The sequence below is a fragment of the Pseudomonas asturiensis genome, from assembly GCF_900143095.1.
In the GTDB taxonomy this organism is placed as follows: Bacteria; Pseudomonadota; Gammaproteobacteria; order Pseudomonadales; family Pseudomonadaceae; genus Aquipseudomonas; species Aquipseudomonas asturiensis.
Map to the genome: position 1 here is coordinate 33,912 of NZ_FRDA01000012.1, position 22,445 is coordinate 56,356.

Sequence of the window (22,445 nt, forward strand, 5' to 3'; positions counted from 1 at the left end):
GGCTCAGTTCACCATCAGGCCGGGTGTTCTCATGGACTGGACGATCCAGGTTTCAAACGCAGTGGCCGCCAGCGGCCGGCTGATCAGATAGCCCTGCGCGGTATCGCAATGCCAGCGCTGGAGCAGGTCCAGACTGTGCTGATATTCCACACCTTCGGCCACGACCTTGAGCCCCAGGTTGTGGCTCATTTCGATGGTCGAACGCACGATGACCGCGTCCTCGCTGGTTTCATCCAGATTGCGGACAAAGGACTGGTCGATCTTCAATTCCTGGACCGGCAGACGCTTGAGGTGCGCCAGCGACGAATAACCCGTGCCAAAGTCATCCACCGACAGGCTGATACCGCAATCGCGCAGGCGATGCAGCACCACCAATGCCTTTTCCGGCTCGCTCATGACGGCGCTTTCGGTGATTTCAAACACCAGCTGTTCGGCTGGTACGTTGTAGTGCTTGAGCAGGCGCACCACGAATCCGGCCAGGTCGTCACCCAACAGGTCGTCGGCGGAGATGTTGACCGACACCTGCAGCACCAGCCCCCGCTGACGCCATTCGGCCAACTGGCGCATCGCCTCTTCGATGACCCAGTTGGTCAGCAGATGAATGCTGCCGGTGCGCTCGGCCAGCACGATGAATTCCGCAGGCGATACATTGCCGAATTGCGGATGGGTCCAGCGCAACAAGGCCTCGGCCTGGCGTACGGTGCCTTGGCGGATATCCAGTTTGGGTTGGTAATGCAGCGCCAGTTCGCCGTTTTGTGGCGCCTTGCGCAAATCCCGAATCAGACTGATCTGGCGCTGATGCGCCAGGTCACGACCGTCCTGATAGATCTGCAAACGGCCCGGCAGTAAGGCAGCATCCTTGCGAGCGATGGCCGCTCGGCTGACCAGTTCCTGCGCCGAATGACCACTTTCGGGGTAGACGGTGATACCAATGCTGCACTCCAGCGTAATGTCGTGGCTGTCCAGACGCTGTGGCTCGCTGAGCAAGCGTTGCAGGCTGTCCGCCATGGCGACCGCGCCGTCGCTGGTCGTGTGGTCGAGCAGCAACAGAAACTCATTGGCGCTCAGCCGGGCGACCGTATCGCCCGCGCGCAAGGTGCTCTGCAGGCGCTGTCCTATCTCGCGCAGCAACTGCTCCACGCCTTCGGCACCCGAGCCCTCATTGATCAAGGCGAGGTTTTCGATCCCCATGTACAGCAACGCCACCGGACGTTCAGCCGCAACAGCACTGCCAAGGCGCTCCATGACCAGCGCGCGGTTGGGCAGCCCGGTCAGGTTGTCGTGCAGCGCGTTGTGCGCCAGTTGCCCTTCACGCACCGCGATACCGTGTTGCATGCTGTTGATCGCATGCGCCAGCATCCCCAGTTCATCACTGCGGGCCATGTTCACCGGCGTTGCATAGTCACCGTCGCCGATGCGTTTGGCGGCAACGGCCAGCGCGCGCACCGGCAGCGAGACGCTGCGCGCCAGCGCCAGGGTGCCGATCAGCGACGCCAACAGTGCCGCCAGGGAAATCCAGAAAATCTTTTCATCCAGTGGCGCAAAGGCTTGCAAGGCTTTGTCGAGCGGGCTCTGCAGCAAGGCGATCACTTGTCCGTCGCCTGCATTGCCTGTATTGGCGAGCATCAGGGCCTGGCTGAGAAAGTTCAGGTTCGACTGCTCCGTGACCCGCATTTGCCCACCGGACGAGCTGCGCATCAATTCAATCAGACCGGCATGCAGCGCCTCGGGCTGGGTGCTGATCAACTCACCAGGCTGACCGTTTTCAATCGTGAGGAACGACACCTCAAGACCGCTCAACGAGCGAAGCTCCTGAGCGATGTCGCTGTCGATGGAGAAGCCCATCACCACGCGACCGATCGGCAGCGGTGCCAGCACCGTGCTCTCTACCAGAAGATGCGGCGTGCCGCCGCCCGGTACGATCAGCACCGACTGGCTGTTGCGTTTGGCATTACGCAACGCCTGGTCGTAGACGAATTTCGACCCTTCGGGCACTTCGGCCTCGGTACTGGCAATCACAGTGCCGTCCATGCCCAGCAGAAACATGTCGCTGGCGTTGATGCGCTTACCATGGTTGAGCAACACCGAGCGAATGGTCGACGAGTCGGAGCTGGCCACGGCATCACGAAACCCGAAATCAGAGGACAGCAATTGCACGGTATCCCGCAGGCGCTTGCCGCGCAGGTCGATAAGGCGTTCAAAGACCCGGCTACCGACTTCCAATTGCGCCTGGGCTTGCGTGCGAACGGCATCACCCGTCGCGACTTTGACCGCAAGAAAGACGGCACCGACCACAATCAGCAGCAGGGCAGTCAATACGACGGCGATGCGCGCCTGGAAGCTGAGCTTGAGGTTCATTCATGCGCAGCCTTGTGAAAGGCGTCACCGAAACCGCTGGTGGCCGGTTTGGCGGGCGTGTCGGCGGCTTTAGGCTGGCCCGGCAGGATGAAACGTTGCGTGAGGCCCGCAGCCGGAATGTCGAATTCGCCACCCGATATGGGCTGCATGTCCTCGACCTGCGGATGCCAGAGCGTGGCCTGATAATGACCGGCCGGCATCGAATCGAGCTTGAGCTGACCAGTGCTGTCGGTCACGCCAAACCAGGGCTCGTCGGTGACGTAGATATAACCGACCATCCAGTCATGAATGTTGCAGCCCAGCACCACGACGCCCGGCTTGTCGAACAGCAAGGGCTCCGAAGGCGTGCCTTCATAAAGGCGCAACTCGAATCGCTTGGCCGGGGAAAACGAATAGACCTGATGGCGAATGTTATCGCTGTTGGGAAATTTCACCTGCGTGCCGACACGCACGGCCAGAACGTGAGGCGAAAACTCCTGATCACGTTGGTCCATGGCCGCCTTGAGCGGCGCAGGCGAGGCATTCGACGGGCCTTTGAGCGTCACCACGGCATCGGCAAGGGGCGTGCCCTGCTTATCGAGTATTTGCGCCGTCAACGTAGCAGCCGACGCATTCGCCGCCGACGCTATCCATAGCCCGGCAAGCACTGCTGAGAAAAATATGTTGGTCATCACCGATTCAACCCGCCACGGCAGCGCCGTAAATAAATAAGCCAGCCTTGGCGACAATTGAAAGGTCCTGGAAAACCGCTGAACCCGCGGTTTTATCGCCACTCTTCACACTATCGACCAAAGCCATTGAAACCTGAGGATGCTTGCCCCATCTAAGAGCCATGTTCAACTTCTCAGGTGCCCCATGAGCGACCAGCAGACAGACTCGCCAGATTCGCCGAATGACCAGACCGAGCACGAAGTGTCCCTGAGTTCCGACAGCACCTCCCTCGCCCTGCCCGGCCAGAACCTGCCGGACAAGGTCTACATCATTCCGATTCATAACCGCCCGTTTTTTCCGGCTCAGGTCCTGCCGGTCATTGTCAATGAAGAGCCTTGGGCCGAAACGCTGGAACTGGTCAGCAAGTCCGAGCATCACTCGCTCGCCCTGTTCTTCATGGACACGCCCCAGGAAGACCCGCGCCACTTCAATACCAGTGCGTTGCCCGAGTATGGCACTTTGGTCAAGGTTCATCACGCCAGCCGCGAAAATGGCCGCCTGCAGTTCGTGGCACAAGGGCTGAGCCGGGTTCGGATCCGTACCTGGCTCAAGCATCATCGCCCGCCTTATCTGGTAGAAGTCGAATACCCGCAACAGCCCAATGAGCCGACCGACGAGGTCAAAGCCTATGGCATGGCCCTGATCAATGCGATCAAAGAGCTGCTGCCACTCAATCCGCTGTACAGCGAAGAGCTGAAAAACTACCTCAACCGCTTCAGCCCTAATGATCCTTCACCGCTGACCGACTTCGCCGCAGCCCTGACTTCGGCGACGGGCGTGGAATTGCAGCAGGTGCTGGATTGCGTGCCCATGCTCAAGCGCATGGAAAAAGTCCTGCCGATGCTGCGCAAGGAAGTGGAAGTTGCGCGCTTGCAGAAAGAGATTTCCGCCGAGGTCAATCGCAAGATCGGCGAACACCAGCGCCAGTTCTTCCTCAAGGAACAGCTCAAGGTCATCCAGCAGGAGCTGGGCCTGAGCAAGGATGACCGCAGCGCCGACATCGAACAGTTCGAGCAGCGCCTGGAAGGCAAGACCCTGCCGGCACAGGCACGCAAGAAAGTTGACGAAGAAATCGGCAAACTCAAGGTCCTGGAAACCGGCTCGCCCGAATACGCCGTGACCCGTAACTATCTGGACTGGGTCAGCTCCCTGCCCTGGGGCATCTATGGTGCGGACAAGCTGGACCTCAAACACGCGCGTAAAGTGCTCGACCAGCATCATGCAGGCCTGGATGACATCAAGGCGCGGATTCTCGAATTCCTCGCCGTCGGCGCGTACAAGGGTGAAATCAGCGGCTCGATCGTGCTGCTGGTCGGCCCGCCGGGCGTGGGCAAGACCAGTGTCGGACGCTCGATAGCCGAGTCTCTGGGGCGACCGTTCTATCGCTTGAGTGTCGGCGGTATGCGCGACGAAGCGGAAATCAAGGGGCATCGTCGCACCTACATCGGCGCGCAGCCCGGCAAGCTGGTGCAGGCGCTCAAGGATGTGGAAGTGATGAACCCGGTCATCATGCTCGATGAAATTGACAAGATGGGACAAAGCTATCAGGGCGACCCGGCGTCGGCGCTGCTGGAAACGCTGGATCCGGAGCAGAACGTCGAATTCCTCGATCATTACCTGGACCTGCGTCTGGACCTGTCCAAAGTCCTGTTCGTCTGCACCGCCAACACGCTGGACTCGATCCCCGGCCCGTTGCTGGATCGTATGGAAGTGATTCGCCTGTCCGGCTATATCACCGAAGAAAAACTCGCCATCGCCAAGCGCCACCTGTGGCCCAAGCAACTGGAAAAGGCCGGCGTTGCCAAGAGCAAACTGACCATCAGCGACAGCGCATTGCGTGCAGTGATCGAAGGCTATGCGCGCGAAGCGGGCGTGCGGCATCTGGAGAAGCAACTCGGCAAGCTGGTGCGCAAGGCCGTGGTCAAACTGCTGGACGCGCCTGACTCGGTGATCAAGATCGGGCCCAAGGACCTTGAAGCGTCGCTGGGCATGCCAGTGTTCCGCAGCGAGCAAGTGTTGTCGGGCACAGGCGTCATCACAGGTCTGGCCTGGACCAGCATGGGCGGCGCTACGCTGCCCATTGAAGCGACCCGAATCCACACACTGAACCGCGGCTTCAAACTGACAGGTCAGTTGGGCGACGTGATGAAAGAGTCGGCGGAAATCGCCTACAGCTACGTGAGTTCCAACCTGTCGAAATTTGGCGGCGACGCGAAGTTCTTCGATGAAGCATTCGTGCATTTGCACGTACCGGAAGGCGCAACGCCAAAAGACGGCCCGAGCGCAGGTGTGACCATGGCCAGCGCGTTGCTGTCCCTGGCCCGCAACCAGCCGCCGAAAAAAGGCGTGGCCATGACTGGCGAACTGACGCTCACCGGGCATGTGCTGCCGATTGGCGGCGTACGGGAGAAAGTCATCGCGGCGCGTCGTCAGAAGATCAATGAGCTGATCCTGCCGGAGCCCAACCGCGGTCACTTCGAGGAGCTGCCCGATTACCTGAAAGAAGGTATCACCGTGCACTTTGCCAAGCGCTTTGCGGACGTGGCGAAAGTGCTGTTTTAAGCTGTAACGGGTATCGCGCGGGAGTGAGCTTGCTCACTCCCCTACGATGCTGATCGTGCGCCATGTTCTGTGACGGCACTCACCTGCACCTCAAGCTCCCCTCCAAAACCCTGATCGGTTATTCTCCAGCATCGTCTCGCAAAACCGGACCTTGCCATGACTCCTGCCCGCCTCATCGCGCCGTTGAGCCTCGCCCTGTTGAGTGCCTGCGCTCAAACACCTAAAAATATCGTCTCCATCGACAGCCAGAACGACTGCCCGTTGAGCCTGAAAACCGGGCAAACGCTGATTCTGACGCTGCCCAGCAACCCGACCACCGGCTTTCGCTGGCTGACCCAGAACCCGGCGCAAAACATTCTGCGCAGTCTGGGGCCTGAGGTGTACGCCAACGGCGCAAACAAGGAAATGATCGGCAGCGGCGGCGAGTCGGTGTGGCGTTACAAAGCGACCGAGGCCGGCACCGGACGCCTGATGATGGTCTACCAGCAGCCTTGGGCACCGGAAGTCCCGCCGGAGCAGACGTTCGACTGCGCCATCACGGTCAACTGAAGCCTTTCAGGCGCCTGGCGCGGCGACTCATCCGAGAAGCTGCGCTGTACCATGCATCCCGGCGACAACTTGGCTAGAATGCCCGCCTTTCAAAAGCCTTCGCCGGAATCGCCGTGAGCAAAGAACCCGACCGCCTATTCGCCCAGCCTCTGGCTCAGGTGCCTGACTTCGCCTTCAATGAAGACGTGGTGCGGGTGTTCCCGGACATGATCAAGCGCTCGGTGCCGGGCTACCCGACGATTGTCGAAAACCTCGGCGTGCTCGCGGCGCAGTTCGCACAACCCGATACCGTTCTCTACGACCTGGGCAGTTCGCTGGGTGCTGTCACTCAGGCACTGCGCCGCCATGTGCGTGGCGAGGGTTGCCGAGTGATCGCCATCGACAACTCGCAGGCCATGGTCGAACGCTGCCGCGAGTACCTTAACGCGCAGAATTCGATGTTTCAGGAGCTGTTGCCGGTGGAGGTCATCGAGGGCGATATTCTGGGTCTGACGTTCCAGCCCGCCTCGGTGGTCGCCTTGAACTTCACCCTGCAATTCATCGCACCCGAGCAGCGTCTGGAACTGCTGGGCCGGATCCGCAACGCGCTGGTGCCGGGCGGTGCGTTGATCCTGTCGGAAAAGTTGCGCTTCGAAGACGAGCAGGCGCACGCGCTACTGACTGACCTGCACATCGCCTTCAAACGCGCTAATGGTTACAGCGATCTGGAGATTGCCCAGAAACGCAGCGCCATCGAGAACGTCATGAAACCCGACAGCCTCGAAGAACATCGCCAACGTCTGCTCGCCGCCGGTTTTTCCAAGGTGGTGCCGTGGTTCCAATGCCTTAACTTTGCCTCGTTGATTGCCCTGCCATGATTGATCTCGCTCCACTTGCCCGCCGTCTGGCAGGCACCCCGCTTGCTGAGTGGGCCAACGGCCTGCAAGCCCAGCTCGACACCAAGATGACCAAGGGCCACGGCGACCTGCAGCGCTGGCAGAGTGCGCTGGACGCCCTGCCGCCGCTAACGCCGAGCCGCGTGGATCTGGCCGACAGCTTTACCCTGGAAACCGAGTGCAACGGCGAAACCCGGACGGTGCTGCGCAAGGCCTTGATGGGCCTGTCGCCATGGCGCAAGGGACCGTTCAACGTGTTCGGCGTGCACATCGACACCGAATGGCGCTCGGACTGGAAATGGTCGCGGGTATCGCCACACCTTGACCTCAAGGGCAAGCGCGTACTGGATGTGGGCTGCGGCAATGGCTATTACCAGTGGCGCATGCTGGGTGCCGGGGCTGACTGCGTAATCGGCGTTGACCCCAACTGGCTGTTCTTCTGCCAGTTTCAGGCCATGCAGCGTTACTTGCCCGACCTGCCCGCCTGGCACCTGCCTTTCGCGCTTGAGGACCTGCCTGCCAGCCTGGAAGGGTTCGACACGGTGTTTTCAATGGGCGTGCTGTATCACCGAAAATCGCCCATCGACCATTTGCTGGCATTGAAAGACTGCCTGGTCAAAGGTGGCGAGCTGGTCATGGAAACGCTGGTGGTGCCGGGCGACGTACATCAGGTGCTGGTGCCCGAGGATCGTTACGCGCAGATGCGCAACGTCTGGTTTTTGCCTTCCGTACCCGCCCTGGAACTGTGGATGCGTCGCGCAGGCTTCACTGATGTGCGCTGCGTGGATGTCAGCCACACGACGGTCGAGGAGCAGCGCAGCACCGAGTGGATGCGCTACCAGTCGCTGGGCGACTTCCTCGACCCCGAGGACCATAGCAAGACCGTCGAAGGCCTGCCCGCGCCGATGCGGGCGGTGATTGTGGGGCGTAAGCCTTAAAAATCACCAGGACACGATCTGCGGGAGGTCTCGTCTCGTCTAAGACGGCCGCGCTGTCGCGCAGCAAACCTTGTGGGAGGCGGCTTGCCGGCGATGAAGTCGGCGTGATTTATCGCCAGCAAGCCGCCCTCACATGCGGACAGTAGCGCTGCCTATCGTGCTGCCGCGACAATCAGTGCCTTCATCTCAGCCACAGCCGCCTTGAAGCCCACGAACAGCGCATGCGCCACCAGTGCATGGCCGATGTTCAGTTCGTTGATGCCCTTGATCGCTGCCACGGCTTCAACGTTGTGATAATGCAGGCCATGACCGGCGTTGACGATCAACCCCTGTGCCAGACCGAACGCAACGCCATCGGCAACCCGCTGCAGCTCTACCGCGACCTCAGTCGGCGTTTGCGCGTCGGCATAACGGCCGGTGTGAAGCTCGATGGCAGGCGCACCGACACGTCTGGACGCCGCAATCTGGCGCTCATCGGCGTCAATGAACAGCGACACTTCACAGCCGATTTTCGACAGGCGCTCGACGGCCGCCTGGATACGGGCCTCCTGACCGGCAACGTCCAGACCGCCCTCGGTAGTCAGCTCCTGGCGCGTCTCTGGCACCAGGCACACATGAGCAGGACGAATCCGCTCGGCAAACGAGAGCATCTCTTCCGTGACGCCCATTTCGAAGTTCATGCGGGTCTGCAATACGTCCTTGAGCAGCAGGACATCGCGCTCCTGAATGTGGCGACGGTCTTCGCGCAGGTGCACCGTAATGCCATCGGCACCCGCCTCTTCGGCATCCAGCGCAGCCTTGACCGGGTCCGGGTAGCGCGTGCCACGGGCCTGACGCAACGTAGCCACGTGATCGATGTTCACGCCAAGAAGGATGCGGGTGCTTTGAGTCACGGGAGGTCTCCTGATAGTTGATCGAAGCAGGCCGCAGAGCATAAAGCCTGTTTACGGCTTGCGAAACAGTTCACGGCTGACTAATGGACGGCCGCCCAGATGCACGGCCAGTGCCTGACGCATCAAACGCTTGGCAGCCGACAACGCGCCCGGCGCACTCCAGTCCGCTTCGGCCATGGCCAGCAACTCGACACCCTGAAACAGACCGGGCTGCAATAGGTAGACCCGCTCAAGACCGGCGTCCACTTGCAGGCGGTACATCCCGTCTGCGGCGAGTGGCTCGCCATGGATGTCGGCGTCCAGCGCGAAGCCGTAGCCGAGGTCGTCCAGCAAACGCCATTCGAACGAACGCAGCAAAGGTTCGAGCGCACGCCCTTCTGCCAGCGCCATCAACGTGGCGGCATAGTGATCGAATACGGCAGGATGGGGGTCTTCGGAAGGTAGCAGGCGAATCAGCAACTCGTTGAGGTACATGCCGCTGAACAGCGCCTCACCGGTCATCCAGGTAGCGACACCGGCGCTTTCCATACGACCGACATTCTTGAGTTCGCCGCGCCCGCGGAACTCGACTTCAAGCGGTACGAAAGGGCGAGCCAGCGACCCGGCCTTGCCTTTGGCACTGCGCAACACGGCACGCAGTCGACCCTGGGGCGTCAGAAAATCGACCAACGCGCTGTTTTCGCGATACGCACGGCTGTGCAGCACATAAGCAGATTGGCCGGTTGGCGTGCTCATCGGGCGGGCTCGAAAAGAGAAAAGTTCACCCGACCGAAGGCCGGGTGAAAAGACAACCTAGAGGTCGCCGTAGCCCAGCGAACGCAGTGCGCGTTCGTCGTCGGACCAGCCGCCTTTGACCTTGACCCAGAGATTGAGCATCACCTTGGAGTCGAACAGCAGCTCCATGTCGCGGCGGGCATCGCTGCCAATGCGCTTGATGCGCTCGCCCTTGTCGCCAATGATGATCTTTTTCTGGCCATCACGTTCGACGAGGATCAGCGCATGGATATGCAAGGTGCGCCCCTGCTGCTTGAACTCTTCGATCTCGACGGTGATCTGGTACGGAAGCTCGGCACCCAGCTGGCGCATGATCTTCTCGCGAACCAGCTCGGCGGCCAGAAAGCGGCTGCTACGGTCGGTGATCTGGTCTTCCGGGAAGAAGTGATCGTTCTCCGGCAGATGTGAAGCGATCAGACCTTCCAGCGCTTCCAGATTGTGGCCGTGCTGCGCCGAGATCGGCACGATGGACGCATTCGGCAGCTGGCCTTGCAACCACTCCAGATGCGGCATGAGATCGCTTTTGTCTTCGATGCGGTCGGTCTTGTTGATCGCCAGAATGACCGGACCCTGCACGTACTGAACACGCTCCAGCACCATCTGGTCTTCATCGGTCCAACGTGTGCGGTCGACGACAAAGATCACCACATCGACGTCTTTCAAGGCCGCCGATGCGGTCTTGTTCATGTAACGGTTGAGCGCTTTTTCGCCATTCTTGTGCATGCCGGGGGTGTCGACGTAGATCGCCTGCACGGCGCCTTCGGTCTTGATGCCCAGCATGTTGTGGCGGGTGGTCTGCGGCTTGCGCGAGGTGATTGCCAGCTTCTGGCCCAGAATATGGTTGAGCAGCGTGGACTTGCCTACGTTGGGGCGGCCGACGATGGCAACATAGCCACAGCGTGTTGCGGTTGTATCAGTCATGACCGTTCTCCACGCCAAGGGCAATGAGCGCTGCGGCTGCGGCTACCTGTTCGGCAATCCGGCGGCTGACACCCTGACCTCGACTTTTTTCATTCAATAGGGTGATCTCGCACTCGACGAAAAACGTCCGGCAATGAGGCTCACCCTGGATATCCACCACTTCGTAACGCGGTAGATCACAGGCCCGGGACTGCAGAAACTCCTGAAGCCGGGTTTTCGGGTCCTTGTTGGTGTCGACCAGCGTCAGGCTGTCGAACTCGGTCGTCAGCCATGCCAGTACACGCTCGCGCGCCACGTCCATGCCTGAGTCGAGGTAGATCGCACCGATCAACGCTTCCAGTGCATCGGCAAGAATCGACTCGCGACGGAATCCGCCGCTTTTCAGTTCGCCTGAGCCCAGACGCAGATACTCGCCCAGATCGAAACCACGCGCCAGCAATGCCAGGGTCTCGCCCTTGACCAGCCGTGCCCGCAAACGGGACAACTGACCTTCACGCGCCTGCGCAAAACGCTCGAACAGCGCCTCGCCGGCCACGAAGTTGAGAATGGCATCACCGAGGAATTCCAGCCGCTCATTGTTGCGACCGGCAAAACTGCGGTGGGTCAGGGCCAGGACCATCAGTTCCTGATCCTTGAAGGTGTAGCCGAGCTGACGCTCAAGGCGGCTCAAGGATACGCTCACGGTCTGCCCACGCTCAGTTGCTTGTCGAACTTGAGAACCACGTCGATGTTCAGAATCAACGGCTCACGCTGTTCGTAATTCAAACGGGCGTTGAACGCATTGTTCTCCACCGTCACTCTTAACGCCTGTTTCAAATCTATATCCCGGATGCTATTGAGCTGCATGCTCTTTTCGACATAACTGTAAAAATCGCTGACCGTGGTGATACCCAGGCCCTGATTGCTCTCGACCGCCTCGATGATATTTTTCATCCGGCTGTAGTCAAGATAATGGGGGACAAGCTTGAATGCGGTACTGATCGCAAACACGGCCAGAACCAGCATCACCAACCCGCCTACCAACGACAAACCTTTTTGAGAAGCAGAGAACGTCATGTTCCTGTTGACCTCCTTGGATACACACTGGCGCACTGTAAAACGCAATGCCTGCTCAGGACGTGCCTGAAGCGCCCCCAAATGACATACGGCGCTGCCCAGGCAGCGCCGCATCGATTACTTGATCAACCCTACGCGTGAAAAATTAGGGAAGTGGCTCAGCTTGGGTTCGGGCCAGCTCATCCAGACGGCAAAGGCCTTGCCTACGATGTTCTTGTCCGGAACCATGCCCAGCTCGTCCTTGGGAATGTTGGGATCATCCCAGTAACGGCTGTCATTGGAGTTGTCGCGGTTGTCGCCCATCATGAAGTAGTGCGCGGCCGGAACGGTCCATTCGCTGTCGGGCGGTGCACGATAGCGGCTCATTTCCTGACGGATCTGATGCTCTACGGTGCCCAACTGCTCTTCGTACAGCTCGGCACTGCCCAGCGTGCCAGGCTCGGTGCCAATCAGTTTCTTGGCAACCAGTTCGTTGTTGACGAACAGACGCTTGTCGCTGGTGTAGCGAATATGATCACCCGGCAGGCCGATCACCCGCTTGATGTAGTTGACGCTCGGGTCGCTCGGGTAGCGAAAGACCATCACGTCACCGCGCTGCGGATCGCCGACCTGAATCACTTTCTGGTCCAGCACTGGCAGGCGAATGCCGTACGAGAACTTGTTGACCAGAATGAAATCACCCACGTCGAGTGTCGGTTTCATGGAGCCGGACGGAATCTGGAAGGGTTCGACCAGAAACGAGCGCAGCACCAGAACAATGAACAACACCGGGAAGAACGACTTGCCGTACTCGATCAGCAAGGGCTCTTTGTTCAATCGCTCGACGACGGCGATGTCAGGCTCTCCGACACTGCCCTGATACTTCGAAATGGCGACCCGACGACGAGGCGCCAGGAAGACCAGATCGATCAGTGCAAGCACGCCGCAGACGAAGACAGCGATGACCAACAACAGCGGGAAATTTAGTGACATAGGACCTGACTATTCCAACCTGAGCACTGCAAGGAAGGCTTCCTGTGGGATTTCCACGTTGCCGACCTGCTTCATGCGTTTCTTACCGGCCTTCTGCTTCTCGAGCAATTTACGTTTGCGACTCACGTCGCCACCGTAACACTTGGCCAGTACGTTCTTTCTGAGTGCCTTGACGGTTGTCCGGGCCACAATCTGGCCACCAATCGCGGCCTGAATGGCCACATCGAACATCTGCCGCGGGATCAGCTCTTTCATTTTCTCGGTCAATGCACGTCCTTTGTAGTGCGCATTGTCACGATGAACGATCAGGGCCAGTGCATCGACCTTCTCGCCGTTGATCAAAACATCCAGTTTCACCAGATTGGCTGACTGGTAACGGTCGAAATGATAATCCAGCGATGCATAACCGCGGCTGACTGACTTGAGACGATCGAAGAAATCCAGCACCACTTCGTTCATCGGCAAATCGTAGCTGACCTGGACCTGAGTCCCGAGGAACAGCATGTCATGCTGCACGCCGCGCTTTTCGATGCACAGCGTAATGACGTTGCCCAGATGCTCCTGAGGCACAAGAATATTTGCCCGAACGATAGGTTCGCGCATGTCTTCAATGGCTGACAGGTCTGGAAGTTTGGATGGGTTGTCGACGTAGATCGTTTCACCGGTCTTCAGCAACAACTCGAAGATAACGGTTGGCGCCGTGGTGATCAGGTCCAGGTCGTATTCGCGCTCAAGGCGCTCCTGGATGATCTCCATGTGGAGCATGCCCAGGAAGCCGCAACGGAAGCCGAAGCCCAGCGCGTCGGAGCTTTCCGGCAGGTATTGCAGCGACGAGTCGTTGAGCGTCAGCTTCTGCAACGCTTCGCGGAAGTCTTCGAAGTCATCGGAGCTGACCGGGAACAGACCGGCGTAGACCTGTGGCTGGATGCGCTTGAAGCCTGGCAGTACATCAACGTCCGGGGTGGAACTCAAGGTCAGGGTGTCACCGACCGGCGCACCATGAATGTCCTTGATGCCGGCGATGATGAAGCCCACTTCGCCAGCCTTCAGATCGACGGTCGCGGTGTGCTTGGGATTGAACACCCCGACGCTGTCCACCAGATGCATCTTGCCGGTGGATTTGACGAGAATCTTGTCGCCTTTCTTCACGCGGCCGTGGCGAACGCGCACCAGGGACACGACGCCCAGGTAGTTGTCGAACCAGGAGTCGATGATCAACGCCTGCAGCGGATCTTCGATATTGCCGGTGGGCGCCGGAATGGTGGTCACCAGGCGCTCGAGCACTTCGTCAACGCCCATGCCGCTCTTGGCACTGCAGGCCACAGCGTCGGTGGCGTCGATGCCGATGATCTTCTCGATCTCCTCCTTGACGCGGTCCGGATCGGCCTGCGGCAAGTCCATCTTGTTCAGTACCGGCATGACCTCAAGGCCCTGCTCGATGGCGGTATAGCAGTTGGCAACCGACTGCGCCTCGACGCCCTGACCCGCATCGACCACCAGCAAGGCCCCTTCACAGGCTGCAAGCGAGCGGCTGACTTCATAGGTGAAGTCCACGTGGCCCGGGGTGTCGATGAAATTCAACTGGTAGGTGATACCGTCTTTGGCCTTGTAGTACAGGGTTACGCTGTGGGCCTTGATGGTGATCCCGCGCTCGCGCTCAAGATCCATGGAGTCAAGCACCTGCGCTTCCATTTCGCGCTCGGACAGGCCGCCGCACATTTGAATGAAGCGGTCGGCCAGCGTCGACTTGCCATGGTCAATGTGGGCGATGATGGAGAAATTGCGGATATGACTCAAATCACTCACGGATCAACACTCAAAAAGGTTGCAGGCAGATTGCCCGCCGAAAAATAGCCGGGAATTGTACCTGAAGTAAGCCAAGGGCGTCACGCTTGCAGGCACCCGTATCGGTCCTAACCCGAAGCCGGGTCATGAAAAAGGGCGGCCATGGCCGCCCTTCCTCATCAAACCGACCGGTTATTCAGCCAGTTTGAAGGTGATAAACGTCGCACGACCCTGACGCAGGACGCGCATCGAGACCGAACGATCCTTGGGCAGGCTTTTCGCCACATCGGTGAATTGCTTCGCCGAGGTGATGGCCTGGTTGTTCAGATGCGTGATCACATCACCCGCCTGCAGACCGATCAGCGAAGCCGGACCACCGGTCACTTCCTTGATCGCCACGCCGCCTTTCAGGTCAAGCGTCTTCTTCTGCTCGGCCGTCAGCTCAATCACCGACACACCCAGGCGATTGCTGCTGCGTTCAGCACCCGCGCCTGGCACACCGCCCATTTCCTGGCCTTCATCCGGCAGTGCGCCGACCGTGACGGTCAGATTCTGACGCTTGCCGTCGCGGATCACTTCCAGTTCGGCCTTGCTGCCGTCCTTGAGGTTACCGATCAGGTGCGGCAAGTCTGCCGACATGATGATCGGCTGACCGTTGGCGCTCAGAATCACGTCACCGACCTGCAGCCCACCCTTGGCGGCCGGGCCATCTTCAAGCACCTGCGCAACCAGCGCGCCGGCTGGCTTGTCCAGGCCGAACGATTCAGCCAGGTCCTTGTTCACTTCCTGAATCACAACGCCCAGCCAGCCGCGGCTGACTTTGCCGCTTGCCTTGAGCTGATTGGCAACGTCCATGGCGACATCGATCGGAATGGCAAACGACAGGCCCATGAAACCGCCCGAGCGGGTAAAGATCTGCGAGTTGATGCCCACGACCTCACCGGCCATGTTGAACAGCGGACCACCCGAGTTACCGGGGTTGATCGCCACGTCGGTCTGGATGAACGGCACGTAGGTGTCATTCGGCAGGCTACGACCCTTGGCGCTGACAATACCTTTGGTCACCGAGTGATCGAAACCGAATGGCGAGCCAATCGCCAACACCCACTCACCCACCTTGAGCGTGTTGGAATTGCCCAGCTTGGCGGTCGGCAAGTCCTTGCCCTCGATTTTCAGCACGGCCACGTCAGTGCGCGGATCAGTGCCGACCAGCTTGGCCTTGAGTTCGCTACGATCGGAAAGCCGCACGAGAATTTCGTCTGCGCCGTCGATCACGTGGTTGTTGGTCAGGACATAGCCATCAGGAGAGATAATGAAACCGGAGCCCAGCGACTGAGCTTCGCGCTGACGATCACCCTTGCCTGGCGGACGCGTTCCTGGCGGCATGCTGCGCTCGAGAAACTCGCGCAGCATCGGCGGCAGGCCTTCAAGATCCGGCACCTGCTGGTTGGCGATGGCACGATCAGGCAATTTCTGGCGCGTGCTGATGTTCACGACCGCTGGCGATGCCTGCTCGACCAGCCCGGTGAAGTCCGGCAGGTTCTCGGCCTGAACGGCAGCGACCTGTCCGAGCATCAGCACGGCGGCAATGAGAGATAGATAAGATTTCACACGTGGTATCGACATACGACTCCCGTTCACAACGAGCAGAGTTAAGCAGTACAGATCAACCAACCCAGGGAACCAGACATCGTTCGATGCGCTCCCCGGCAGGTTTTCAAGGCCCCACAAACGACAAAGGCCAGAGCTGCGAGGCTGTGACCTATAGAAAAAAATGAGAGTTTTTGCAACTTGCAAACCTCACCAAACATTTCAGTATCTCGGCCCGAGGCCAGGTTGACTGCGGTCTGGGAGAACGTCGAACCCAAGATGAAACCTTTTACATCCCGGGCGATTTTCATCGAATCGACTTATTTTTTGCCTTGAGCATCGGCACCACGTATGGACAGCGCGATACGCTCGGCAGTACCCAAGGGTATCTCTCCAACCACCGTGACCATGGTGTCACCCTGAGGCGTGGTCAGACGTCGTGATACGGCGACCGTCGGGCCCAACTGGGTACGAATGTCAGACGATGCATTGCCGCTGACAGGCTCGATGAACACGGAAAAACGCGCAAGGCCATCACCATACATCAGGCTGGTGACCGGCGAATTCGTTCCAGCGTCCTTGCGAACACCACTGCTGCTCAGCTCGAAGCCAGGCGGCAGCCAGTCGGAACGCCAGGAAACGGCATTGATCTGCGCCTGAGGCTTGCCCTTGGTCGCCATAGCAACCACAGGTTTGCACTCGGCACTGGCCTGAAGCGACTGGTCCGATGGACCATTGGCGGTATCAAAATCGGTGAACTGAAACCGCTCAAGCAACTGACCCTTGTCACTCAACAGCAATGACTTGAGCGCCAGCCCGGTTTCATTATCGATATGCAGTTCCATGCCATAGCGATGCTGATCCTTCGGTGTCACTGCAACAATGGTTGCCGCACGACCGGCCACCCGGGATTTGCCGACAATTTTCATGTCGTACCAGGCAGACAGCTTCTTGACATCGAATGAGCGAGCAGCGGCATCAGGAATATTGGTGACGCCTGCTTCCAGAGTGCCACTGACGCACTGAGTCAGCCCGTCAACACGTGACACTTCCTGAGCAGAGCCATCAAGCTGGAGCAGTCGCTCATGGACTTTGCCATCCGCTACGCGGTGCCAGACCCGATGAGTCGAAAAACTGCCATTACGCTCGTAAACGAACGTACCTTGATAACTCTGCTGTTGATCGACCTGCCCAAGACGCTTGAGCAAGTCCTGTGCATCATCGGCATGAACCGGGAGGGCAAGCCATCCACCTAACAGCAACGGCAATAGCGGAACGGCTCGCATGATCCTCCTTAACGGTTTTCCAGGCTGGCAGCACGAGCGTAAGGCAGCGCACTTTCAGTGCCCTTCAACGCAGCTTCCTGAGCATGTTGGCGCAGGTAGCCTGGCAGACGCTTGTCGCCCTCGCCAGCCTGACCCTGCAACACACCGTTGGCCATAGGGCCTGGTGCCTGCTCGGCGCTCTCGGTATAACCAGCCAGTACGGCCGGACCTTTGACTTGTGGAACAGTCAGGTTGGCAGGCTGTTGGGTCTGCTGTGCCAATTGCGTACCGGTGATTTCGTCCTGGTTGTACAGGCGAACACCAGCCAGAACAGCAACGGTTACCGAAGCGGCGACGGCCAGACGACCCAGCGAACGCCACGGACCGCGCGCTGCTTTAAGAGGGCTGACTTCATCGGCGATCGCGGCAGATACAGCTGCCGAGATGTCCAGATGAGGGACCAGCAATTCTTTGTGCATGGCTGCACGGGCAATCTGATAACGCGACCATGTGGCACGCGTATCTGCATCGTCAATGGCATTCAATACCCGACGCAATTCCAATTCGTCCGCTTCGTTGTCCATCACTGCGGACAGCGATTCCTGCAGGGCTTCACGACTCATGGCGGGTTCCTCTCTTGGGCTATCGCCGCTGTCTCAGGATTCCTGCAACAACGGCTGCAGGGCTTTATCGATGGCTTCCCGAGCGCGAAAGATGCGAGAGCGCACGGTACCAACAGGACATTGCATGACGCTCGCAATGTCTTCGTAACTCAGACCATCGAATTCACGTAAAGTTAGTGCAGTACGCAAATCTTCCGGGAGAAGCTGGATGGTCCGATGGACAGTGCCCTCGATCTCATCCCTCAACAATGCACGCTCCGGCGACTCGATGTCTTTGAGGCCATGATCGCCATCGTAGAACTCCGCGTCCTCAGACCTCACATCGCTATCAGGTGGCCGCCGACCGCGCGACACCAGATAGTTTTTCGCCGTGTTGATGGCGATGCGGTACAGCCACGTATAAAACGCACTGTCGCCGCGAAAATTTCCGAGTGCGCGATAGGCCTTGATAAAGGCTTCCTGCGCAACGTCCTGAGCCTCATGGGTGTCGTGCACGAACCGCACGATCAACCCTAGAATCTTGTGCTGATACTTCAGCACCAACAGATCAAATGCTCGCGTGTCACCGCGCTGAACGCGCTCGACAAGCTGCTGATCCTCTTCCTGGGTTAGCATGAACACTCCTCATTGAGCTTAAAGGAGCGTTGCAACTGATATTGTTCAGGCTCGCAAACATAGACTCGGGCTTTGCGCAAAAGTTCTCCCCCTTCAAGCAAGTTTCCTGCAGACAGTCATTCGGCCTGCACGAAAAACGCAGCGCGACACGGTCGACTGCGTGAATAGTCTTGTCGTCGGTGCGCAGCCGATGATCACTTATCGAACCCTGCGCAAGCCAACGCTGTTCCTTTATAGGCAACCTGCTATTGAGCCCGGATCCCTCTGAAAAGTTCCATGAGCACAAACGCAGGCGTTAACCTCGATCTGCACGCCCCGCCTCCCCATCGTTGCGCCTGAGGCGCTTGAACAAAGGAATCCGGAGCAAAAGCGTATGCATGTTGGCAAGGACTGAAGCACAATCCTCGTTCACCGTGGTTCCACAATGCCATGAGGCGCGGCTATTGTGCCGATCCCCCAAAACTTATACTAGTGGCCGCTAGAGGCAGAACTTACAGATGAGCCAACATTTTCAGCATGACGTACTGGTGATCGGCAGCGGCGCAGCGGGCTTGAGCCTGGCGCTGACTCTGCCCGAACATCTGCGCATCGCGGTCCTGAGCAAGGGCGATCTGTCCAACGGCTCGACATTCTGGGCTCAAGGCGGCGTGGCTGCTGTGCTTGACGACACAGACACGGTGCAATCCCACGTCGAGGACACCCTGAATGCCGGAGGCGGACTTTGCGATGAAGAGGCCGTGCGCTTCACCGTCGAACACAGCCGCGAAGCCATCCAGTGGCTGATCGATCAGGGTGTTCCGTTCACCCGTGGCGACCATGCTGACACCGAGGAAAGCGGCTTTGAGTTCCACCTGACCCGCGAAGGCGGCCACAGTCATCGCCGGATCATTCATGCCGCCGACGCCACGGGCGCTGCCATTTTTCGCACGCTGCTCGAACAGGCCAGCAAACGACCGAACATCGAACTGCTTGAACAACGCGCCGCCATTGATCTGATCACCGAGCGCAGACTGGGACTGCAAGGCCAGCGCTGCCTGGGCGCCTACGTGCTCAATCGTACAACTGGCGAGGTCGACACCTACGGCGCCCGCTTCACGATTCTGGCCTCAGGCGGTGCGGCCAAGGTCTACCTGTACACCAGCAATCCGGATGGCGCCTGCGGCGATGGCATTGCCATGGCCTGGCGCTCCGGCTGCCGGGTGGCGAACCTGGAGTTCAACCAGTTCCACCCCACCTGCCTGTATCACCCACAGGCCAAGAGCTTTCTGATCACTGAAGCACTGCGCGGCGAAGGTGCCTACCTCAAGCTGCCGAACGGCGAGCGTTTCATGCCACGTTTCGACGAGCGGGCAGAACTGGCCCCGCGCGACATCGTGGCCCGCGCCATCGACCACGAGATGAAGCGCCTGGGTATCGACTGTGTCTACCTGGACATCAGCCACAAACCCGAAGCGTTCATCAAGAGCCACTTCCCGACGGTGTACGAACGCTGCCTCGAGTTCTCCATCGACATCACCCGGCAGCCGATCCCGGTGGTTCCTGCCGCGCACTACACCTGCGGCGGCGTGATGGTCGACAGCCACGGGCGCACTGATGTGCCCGGCCTGTATGCCATCGGCGAAACGAGTTTCACGGGGTTGCACGGTGCCAATCGCATGGCCAGCAACTCATTGCTCGAATGCTTCGTCTACGCACGCTCTGCGGCGGCGGACATTGAACAGCAGCTCGGTGATATCCGGATGCCGAGCAACCTGCCGGGCTGGGACGCCAGTCAGGTGACCGACTCCGATGAGGACGTCATCATCGCGCACAACTGGGACGAGCTACGGCGATTCATGTGGGACTACGTCGGTATCGTGCGCACCAACAAGCGCCTGCAACGCGCACAGCATCGCGTACGACTGCTGCTGGATGAAATCGACGAGTTCTACAGTAACTACAAGGTCAGCCGCGACCTGATCGAGCTGCGCAATCTGGCGCAAGTCGCCGAATTGATGATTCGCTCGGCAATGGACCGCAAGGAAAGCCGCGGCCTGCATTTCACGCTGGACTACCCGGATCTGTCGCCGCAGGCGCTGGACACTATTCTGATACCACCCACCTACGCCGGCTGAATTTCAGGCGTACGCGCAGACGTCGATGACCATCCGGCGTCAGCGCATCAAAGGGAATGCAGCAGCTGCTTACCCGCCGCGAAGGCCGCCCGGCACTGACGGTGCGAAAACGCAGAATCACCACCAGCGGCAGCGCCAGGCTGTCCTTGCATAACTGCACGGGCTGCCAGCCGCCCCGTTCGCTCCACACGCGCCACCCCTGATGATCACGCTGCAATCCACTGAACGCCGTGGCACCACGGAGCAGTATCGATCCAGGCAAAACCCGGATTGCATGCACAGCACAGAGCGCAACACCGACGGCTGCCGTCAGGGTTGCAATATCCATCCAGTACAGGGCAAACAGCGCCAGCACCTGGGCCGCGAGGTAGGCCGCCAGTAGCAGGCGAGAAGCCTGCCAGCGGCACTCGAAGCGATCATTTGGGCTGAACACGGTCCAGAATCATGCGAACCATGCGCTGCAATTCAGCATCTTCGGACTCGGCACGCTGCATGAACCAGCCGAACATGTCCTGATCCTCGCACGTCAGCAGACGGCGATACAGATCGCGGTCCACGTCGTCCAGATGTGGATAGACCTCGCGAACGAACGGCACCAGCAGCACGTCCAGTTCAAGCATGCCGCGACGGCTGTGCCAGTAAAGGCGGTTGAGTTCAACGTCTTCGACCATGGAGCGCTCCTCAAAGTAGGCGGCGAGTATACAGCCGTGAGACGACTGAGCGAATCGCGCAATGGTCGCAGCAGTTTTCATGTAGCCGTATTCATATTCATGACTGGGCACTATGATGTGCCCCAGACTTTTCCATTTGCGATGACCATGGCCCACTCAGCTTTCTTCTGCACGCTATCCCATGAGGGCGTTCTTGCCGTTCGCGGCGTGGATGCCAGCAAGTTTCTGCAGGGACAATTGACCTGCAACTTCAATTATCTGAGCGACGACCGGTCCAGCCTCGGTGCCCGCTGCACCCAGAAAGGCCGGATGCAGTCCAGCTTCCGGGTCCTGCTGGAAGGCGACGGATGCCTGCTGGCCATGGCGCTGGAGCTGATCGAGCCGCAATTGCTGGACCTGCGCAAATACGCCGTGTTCTCCAAATCGAAGCTGACCGACGAAAGTGCGGCCTGGGTACGCTTTGGCCTGCACAATGGCGACGGCGCGCTGGTCAGCCTGGGGCTCGACCTGGCGCAGGAAACCGACTCGGTGACACGTGCCAATGATCTTATCGCGATTCGCGTGTCACCTTTGCGAGCCGAACTCTGGGTTCGCGCCGAACAGGCCGGCACCGTGCAGTCACGGCTTGCCTCGCAACTCAGTGAAGGCACGCTCAATGACTGGCTGCTTGGCCAGATCGATGCAGGCATCGGCCAGGTGTTCGCCGAAACCCGCGAAGAGTTCATCCCGCAGATGATCAACCTGCAGGCGGTGGGCGGGGTCAGCTTCAAGAAAGGCTGCTACACCGGGCAGGAAATCGTGGCGCGCATGCAGTATCTGGGCAAGCTCAAGCGCAGGCTGTACCGACTGTCGATGCAGGGCAGCGAAGTTCCAGCGCCAGGGGCGCCGCTGTTTTCGCCCGTGCATGCAAGTGCCGTAGGCAACGTTGTACTCGCGGCGCGGTCAGAGCAGGGTATCGAGCTGTTGGCCGTCCTGCAGGCCGATGCAGCAGAAAGCGCTCAGGTGCACCTCGGCGCTGCCGATGGTCCGGCCCTGCAATTGCGTGAACTTCCCTACATTCTGGACAGCAAGCTCGAAACGCAGCGCTGAAACGAACGAACGCTTCCAGGATCCTACTGTCATTAAAGCGACCCAGCATCCTGGCGCTCACTGAGCGCCAGAAAGACTCTGGAC

General features: G+C 59.4%; 21 protein-coding genes. 6 read left to right on the forward strand and 15 right to left on the reverse strand.

Features of this window, described 5'->3' with window-relative positions; all coding sequences use genetic code 11:
- Positions 1-3: 3 nt before the first annotated feature.
- Together BUB69_RS19535 and BUB69_RS19540 are read right to left on the reverse strand one after the other, a co-directional pair.
- Positions 4-2,358 (reverse strand): putative bifunctional diguanylate cyclase/phosphodiesterase, encoded by a 2,355-nt coding sequence (locus tag BUB69_RS19535; RefSeq protein WP_073169605.1) that lies wholly within the window; start codon positions 2,356-2,358, stop codon positions 4-6.
- Complete coding sequence (locus tag BUB69_RS19540; protein WP_073169606.1) at positions 2,355-3,029, reverse strand: methylamine utilization protein; 675 nt, start codon at positions 3,027-3,029, stop codon at positions 2,355-2,357. Before BUB69_RS19540 ends, BUB69_RS19535 begins: the two co-directional genes overlap by 4 nt.
- A 184-nt stretch (positions 3,030-3,213) precedes the next feature.
- Between BUB69_RS19540 and lon the strand changes: the two genes are divergently transcribed.
- From lon to cmoB, 4 genes are all read left to right on the forward strand, one after another.
- Positions 3,214-5,631 (forward strand): endopeptidase La, encoded by a 2,418-nt coding sequence (lon, locus tag BUB69_RS19545; RefSeq protein ID WP_073169608.1) that lies wholly within the window; start codon positions 3,214-3,216, stop codon positions 5,629-5,631.
- A 156-nt stretch (positions 5,632-5,787) separates the two neighbouring features.
- Positions 5,788-6,180 (forward strand): protease inhibitor I42 family protein, encoded by a 393-nt coding sequence (locus BUB69_RS19550; RefSeq protein WP_073169610.1) that lies wholly within the window; start codon positions 5,788-5,790, stop codon positions 6,178-6,180.
- Positions 6,181-6,293: 113 nt separating this feature from the next.
- Positions 6,294-7,037 (forward strand): carboxy-S-adenosyl-L-methionine synthase CmoA, encoded by a 744-nt coding sequence (gene cmoA, locus BUB69_RS19555; protein WP_073169612.1) that lies wholly within the window; start codon positions 6,294-6,296, stop codon positions 7,035-7,037.
- The gene (gene cmoB, locus BUB69_RS19560; RefSeq protein WP_073169613.1) at positions 7,034-7,993 is read left to right on the forward strand and encodes a tRNA 5-methoxyuridine(34)/uridine 5-oxyacetic acid(34) synthase CmoB; all 960 of its coding nucleotides are present in this window, start codon (positions 7,034-7,036) and stop codon (positions 7,991-7,993) included. Before cmoA ends, cmoB begins: the two co-directional genes overlap by 4 nt.
- Before the next feature lie 152 nt (positions 7,994-8,145).
- Here cmoB and pdxJ read toward each other — a convergent pair whose 3' ends face one another.
- The 11 genes from pdxJ to rpoE all read right to left on the reverse strand — a co-directional run bounded on the left by pdxJ (position 8,146) and on the right by rpoE (position 18,487).
- On the reverse strand, positions 8,146-8,886 hold the full coding sequence (gene pdxJ / locus BUB69_RS19565) for a pyridoxine 5'-phosphate synthase (RefSeq protein ID WP_073169615.1): 741 nt from the start codon (positions 8,884-8,886) through the stop codon (positions 8,146-8,148).
- Between the two features lie 51 nt (positions 8,887-8,937).
- A complete protein-coding gene (gene recO, locus BUB69_RS19570; protein WP_073169617.1) occupies positions 8,938-9,621 on the reverse strand; it encodes a DNA repair protein RecO in 684 nt (227 codons plus the stop codon).
- Between the two features lie 57 nt (positions 9,622-9,678).
- Positions 9,679-10,581 (reverse strand): GTPase Era, encoded by a 903-nt coding sequence (gene era, locus BUB69_RS19575; protein ID WP_004881778.1) that lies wholly within the window; start codon positions 10,579-10,581, stop codon positions 9,679-9,681.
- Positions 10,574-11,263: a ribonuclease III gene (gene rnc, locus BUB69_RS19580; protein WP_073169619.1), complete on the reverse strand. Its 690-nt coding sequence runs from the start codon at positions 11,261-11,263 to the stop codon at positions 10,574-10,576. Before rnc ends, era begins: the two co-directional genes overlap by 8 nt.
- Positions 11,260-11,637 (reverse strand): DUF4845 domain-containing protein, encoded by a 378-nt coding sequence (locus BUB69_RS19585; RefSeq protein WP_073169620.1) that lies wholly within the window; start codon positions 11,635-11,637, stop codon positions 11,260-11,262. The genes rnc and BUB69_RS19585 overlap by 4 nt, the downstream gene beginning before the upstream one ends.
- Before the next feature lie 117 nt (positions 11,638-11,754).
- The gene (gene lepB, locus BUB69_RS19590; RefSeq protein ID WP_073169622.1) at positions 11,755-12,609 is read right to left on the reverse strand and encodes a signal peptidase I; all 855 of its coding nucleotides are present in this window, start codon (positions 12,607-12,609) and stop codon (positions 11,755-11,757) included.
- 9 nt (positions 12,610-12,618) lie between these two features.
- The gene (lepA, locus tag BUB69_RS19595) at positions 12,619-14,415 is read right to left on the reverse strand and encodes a translation elongation factor 4 (protein ID WP_073169624.1); all 1,797 of its coding nucleotides are present in this window, start codon (positions 14,413-14,415) and stop codon (positions 12,619-12,621) included.
- 171 nt (positions 14,416-14,586) lie between these two features.
- On the reverse strand, positions 14,587-15,969 hold the full coding sequence (locus tag BUB69_RS19600) for a DegQ family serine endoprotease (protein WP_240033514.1): 1,383 nt from the start codon (positions 15,967-15,969) through the stop codon (positions 14,587-14,589).
- A 335-nt stretch (positions 15,970-16,304) separates the two neighbouring features.
- Complete coding sequence (locus BUB69_RS19605) at positions 16,305-17,270, reverse strand: MucB/RseB C-terminal domain-containing protein (protein ID WP_073169628.1); 966 nt, start codon at positions 17,268-17,270, stop codon at positions 16,305-16,307.
- Between the two features lie 8 nt (positions 17,271-17,278).
- Positions 17,279-17,872 (reverse strand): anti sigma-E factor RseA C-terminal domain-containing protein, encoded by a 594-nt coding sequence (locus tag BUB69_RS19610; protein WP_073169630.1) that lies wholly within the window; start codon positions 17,870-17,872, stop codon positions 17,279-17,281.
- Between the two features lie 33 nt (positions 17,873-17,905).
- A complete protein-coding gene (gene rpoE, locus BUB69_RS19615; protein WP_002554912.1) occupies positions 17,906-18,487 on the reverse strand; it encodes an RNA polymerase sigma factor RpoE/AlgU in 582 nt (193 codons plus the stop codon).
- Between the two features lie 497 nt (positions 18,488-18,984).
- Here rpoE and nadB point away from each other — a divergent pair, with 497 nt between their 5' ends.
- The gene (nadB, locus tag BUB69_RS19620; protein WP_073169632.1) at positions 18,985-20,601 is read left to right on the forward strand and encodes an L-aspartate oxidase; all 1,617 of its coding nucleotides are present in this window, start codon (positions 18,985-18,987) and stop codon (positions 20,599-20,601) included.
- Here nadB and BUB69_RS19625 read toward each other — a convergent pair.
- Together BUB69_RS19625 and BUB69_RS19630 are read right to left on the reverse strand one after the other, a co-directional pair.
- On the reverse strand, positions 20,570-21,034 hold the full coding sequence (locus BUB69_RS19625; protein ID WP_073169634.1) for a protein YgfX: 465 nt from the start codon (positions 21,032-21,034) through the stop codon (positions 20,570-20,572). The genes nadB and BUB69_RS19625 overlap by 32 nt on opposite strands.
- Positions 21,018-21,272 carry an FAD assembly factor SdhE gene (locus BUB69_RS19630; protein WP_073169636.1) on the reverse strand — a complete coding sequence of 85 codons (255 nt, stop codon included), beginning with the start codon at positions 21,270-21,272 and terminating at the stop codon, positions 21,018-21,020. Before BUB69_RS19630 ends, BUB69_RS19625 begins: the two co-directional genes overlap by 17 nt.
- A 147-nt stretch (positions 21,273-21,419) precedes the next feature.
- Between BUB69_RS19630 and ygfZ the strand changes: the two genes are divergently transcribed.
- Positions 21,420-22,361, forward strand: a complete 942-nt coding sequence (ygfZ, locus tag BUB69_RS19635) for a CAF17-like 4Fe-4S cluster assembly/insertion protein YgfZ (protein WP_163032197.1) — start codon at positions 21,420-21,422, stop codon at positions 22,359-22,361.
- The last annotated feature ends 84 nt before the right edge of the window (positions 22,362-22,445 follow it).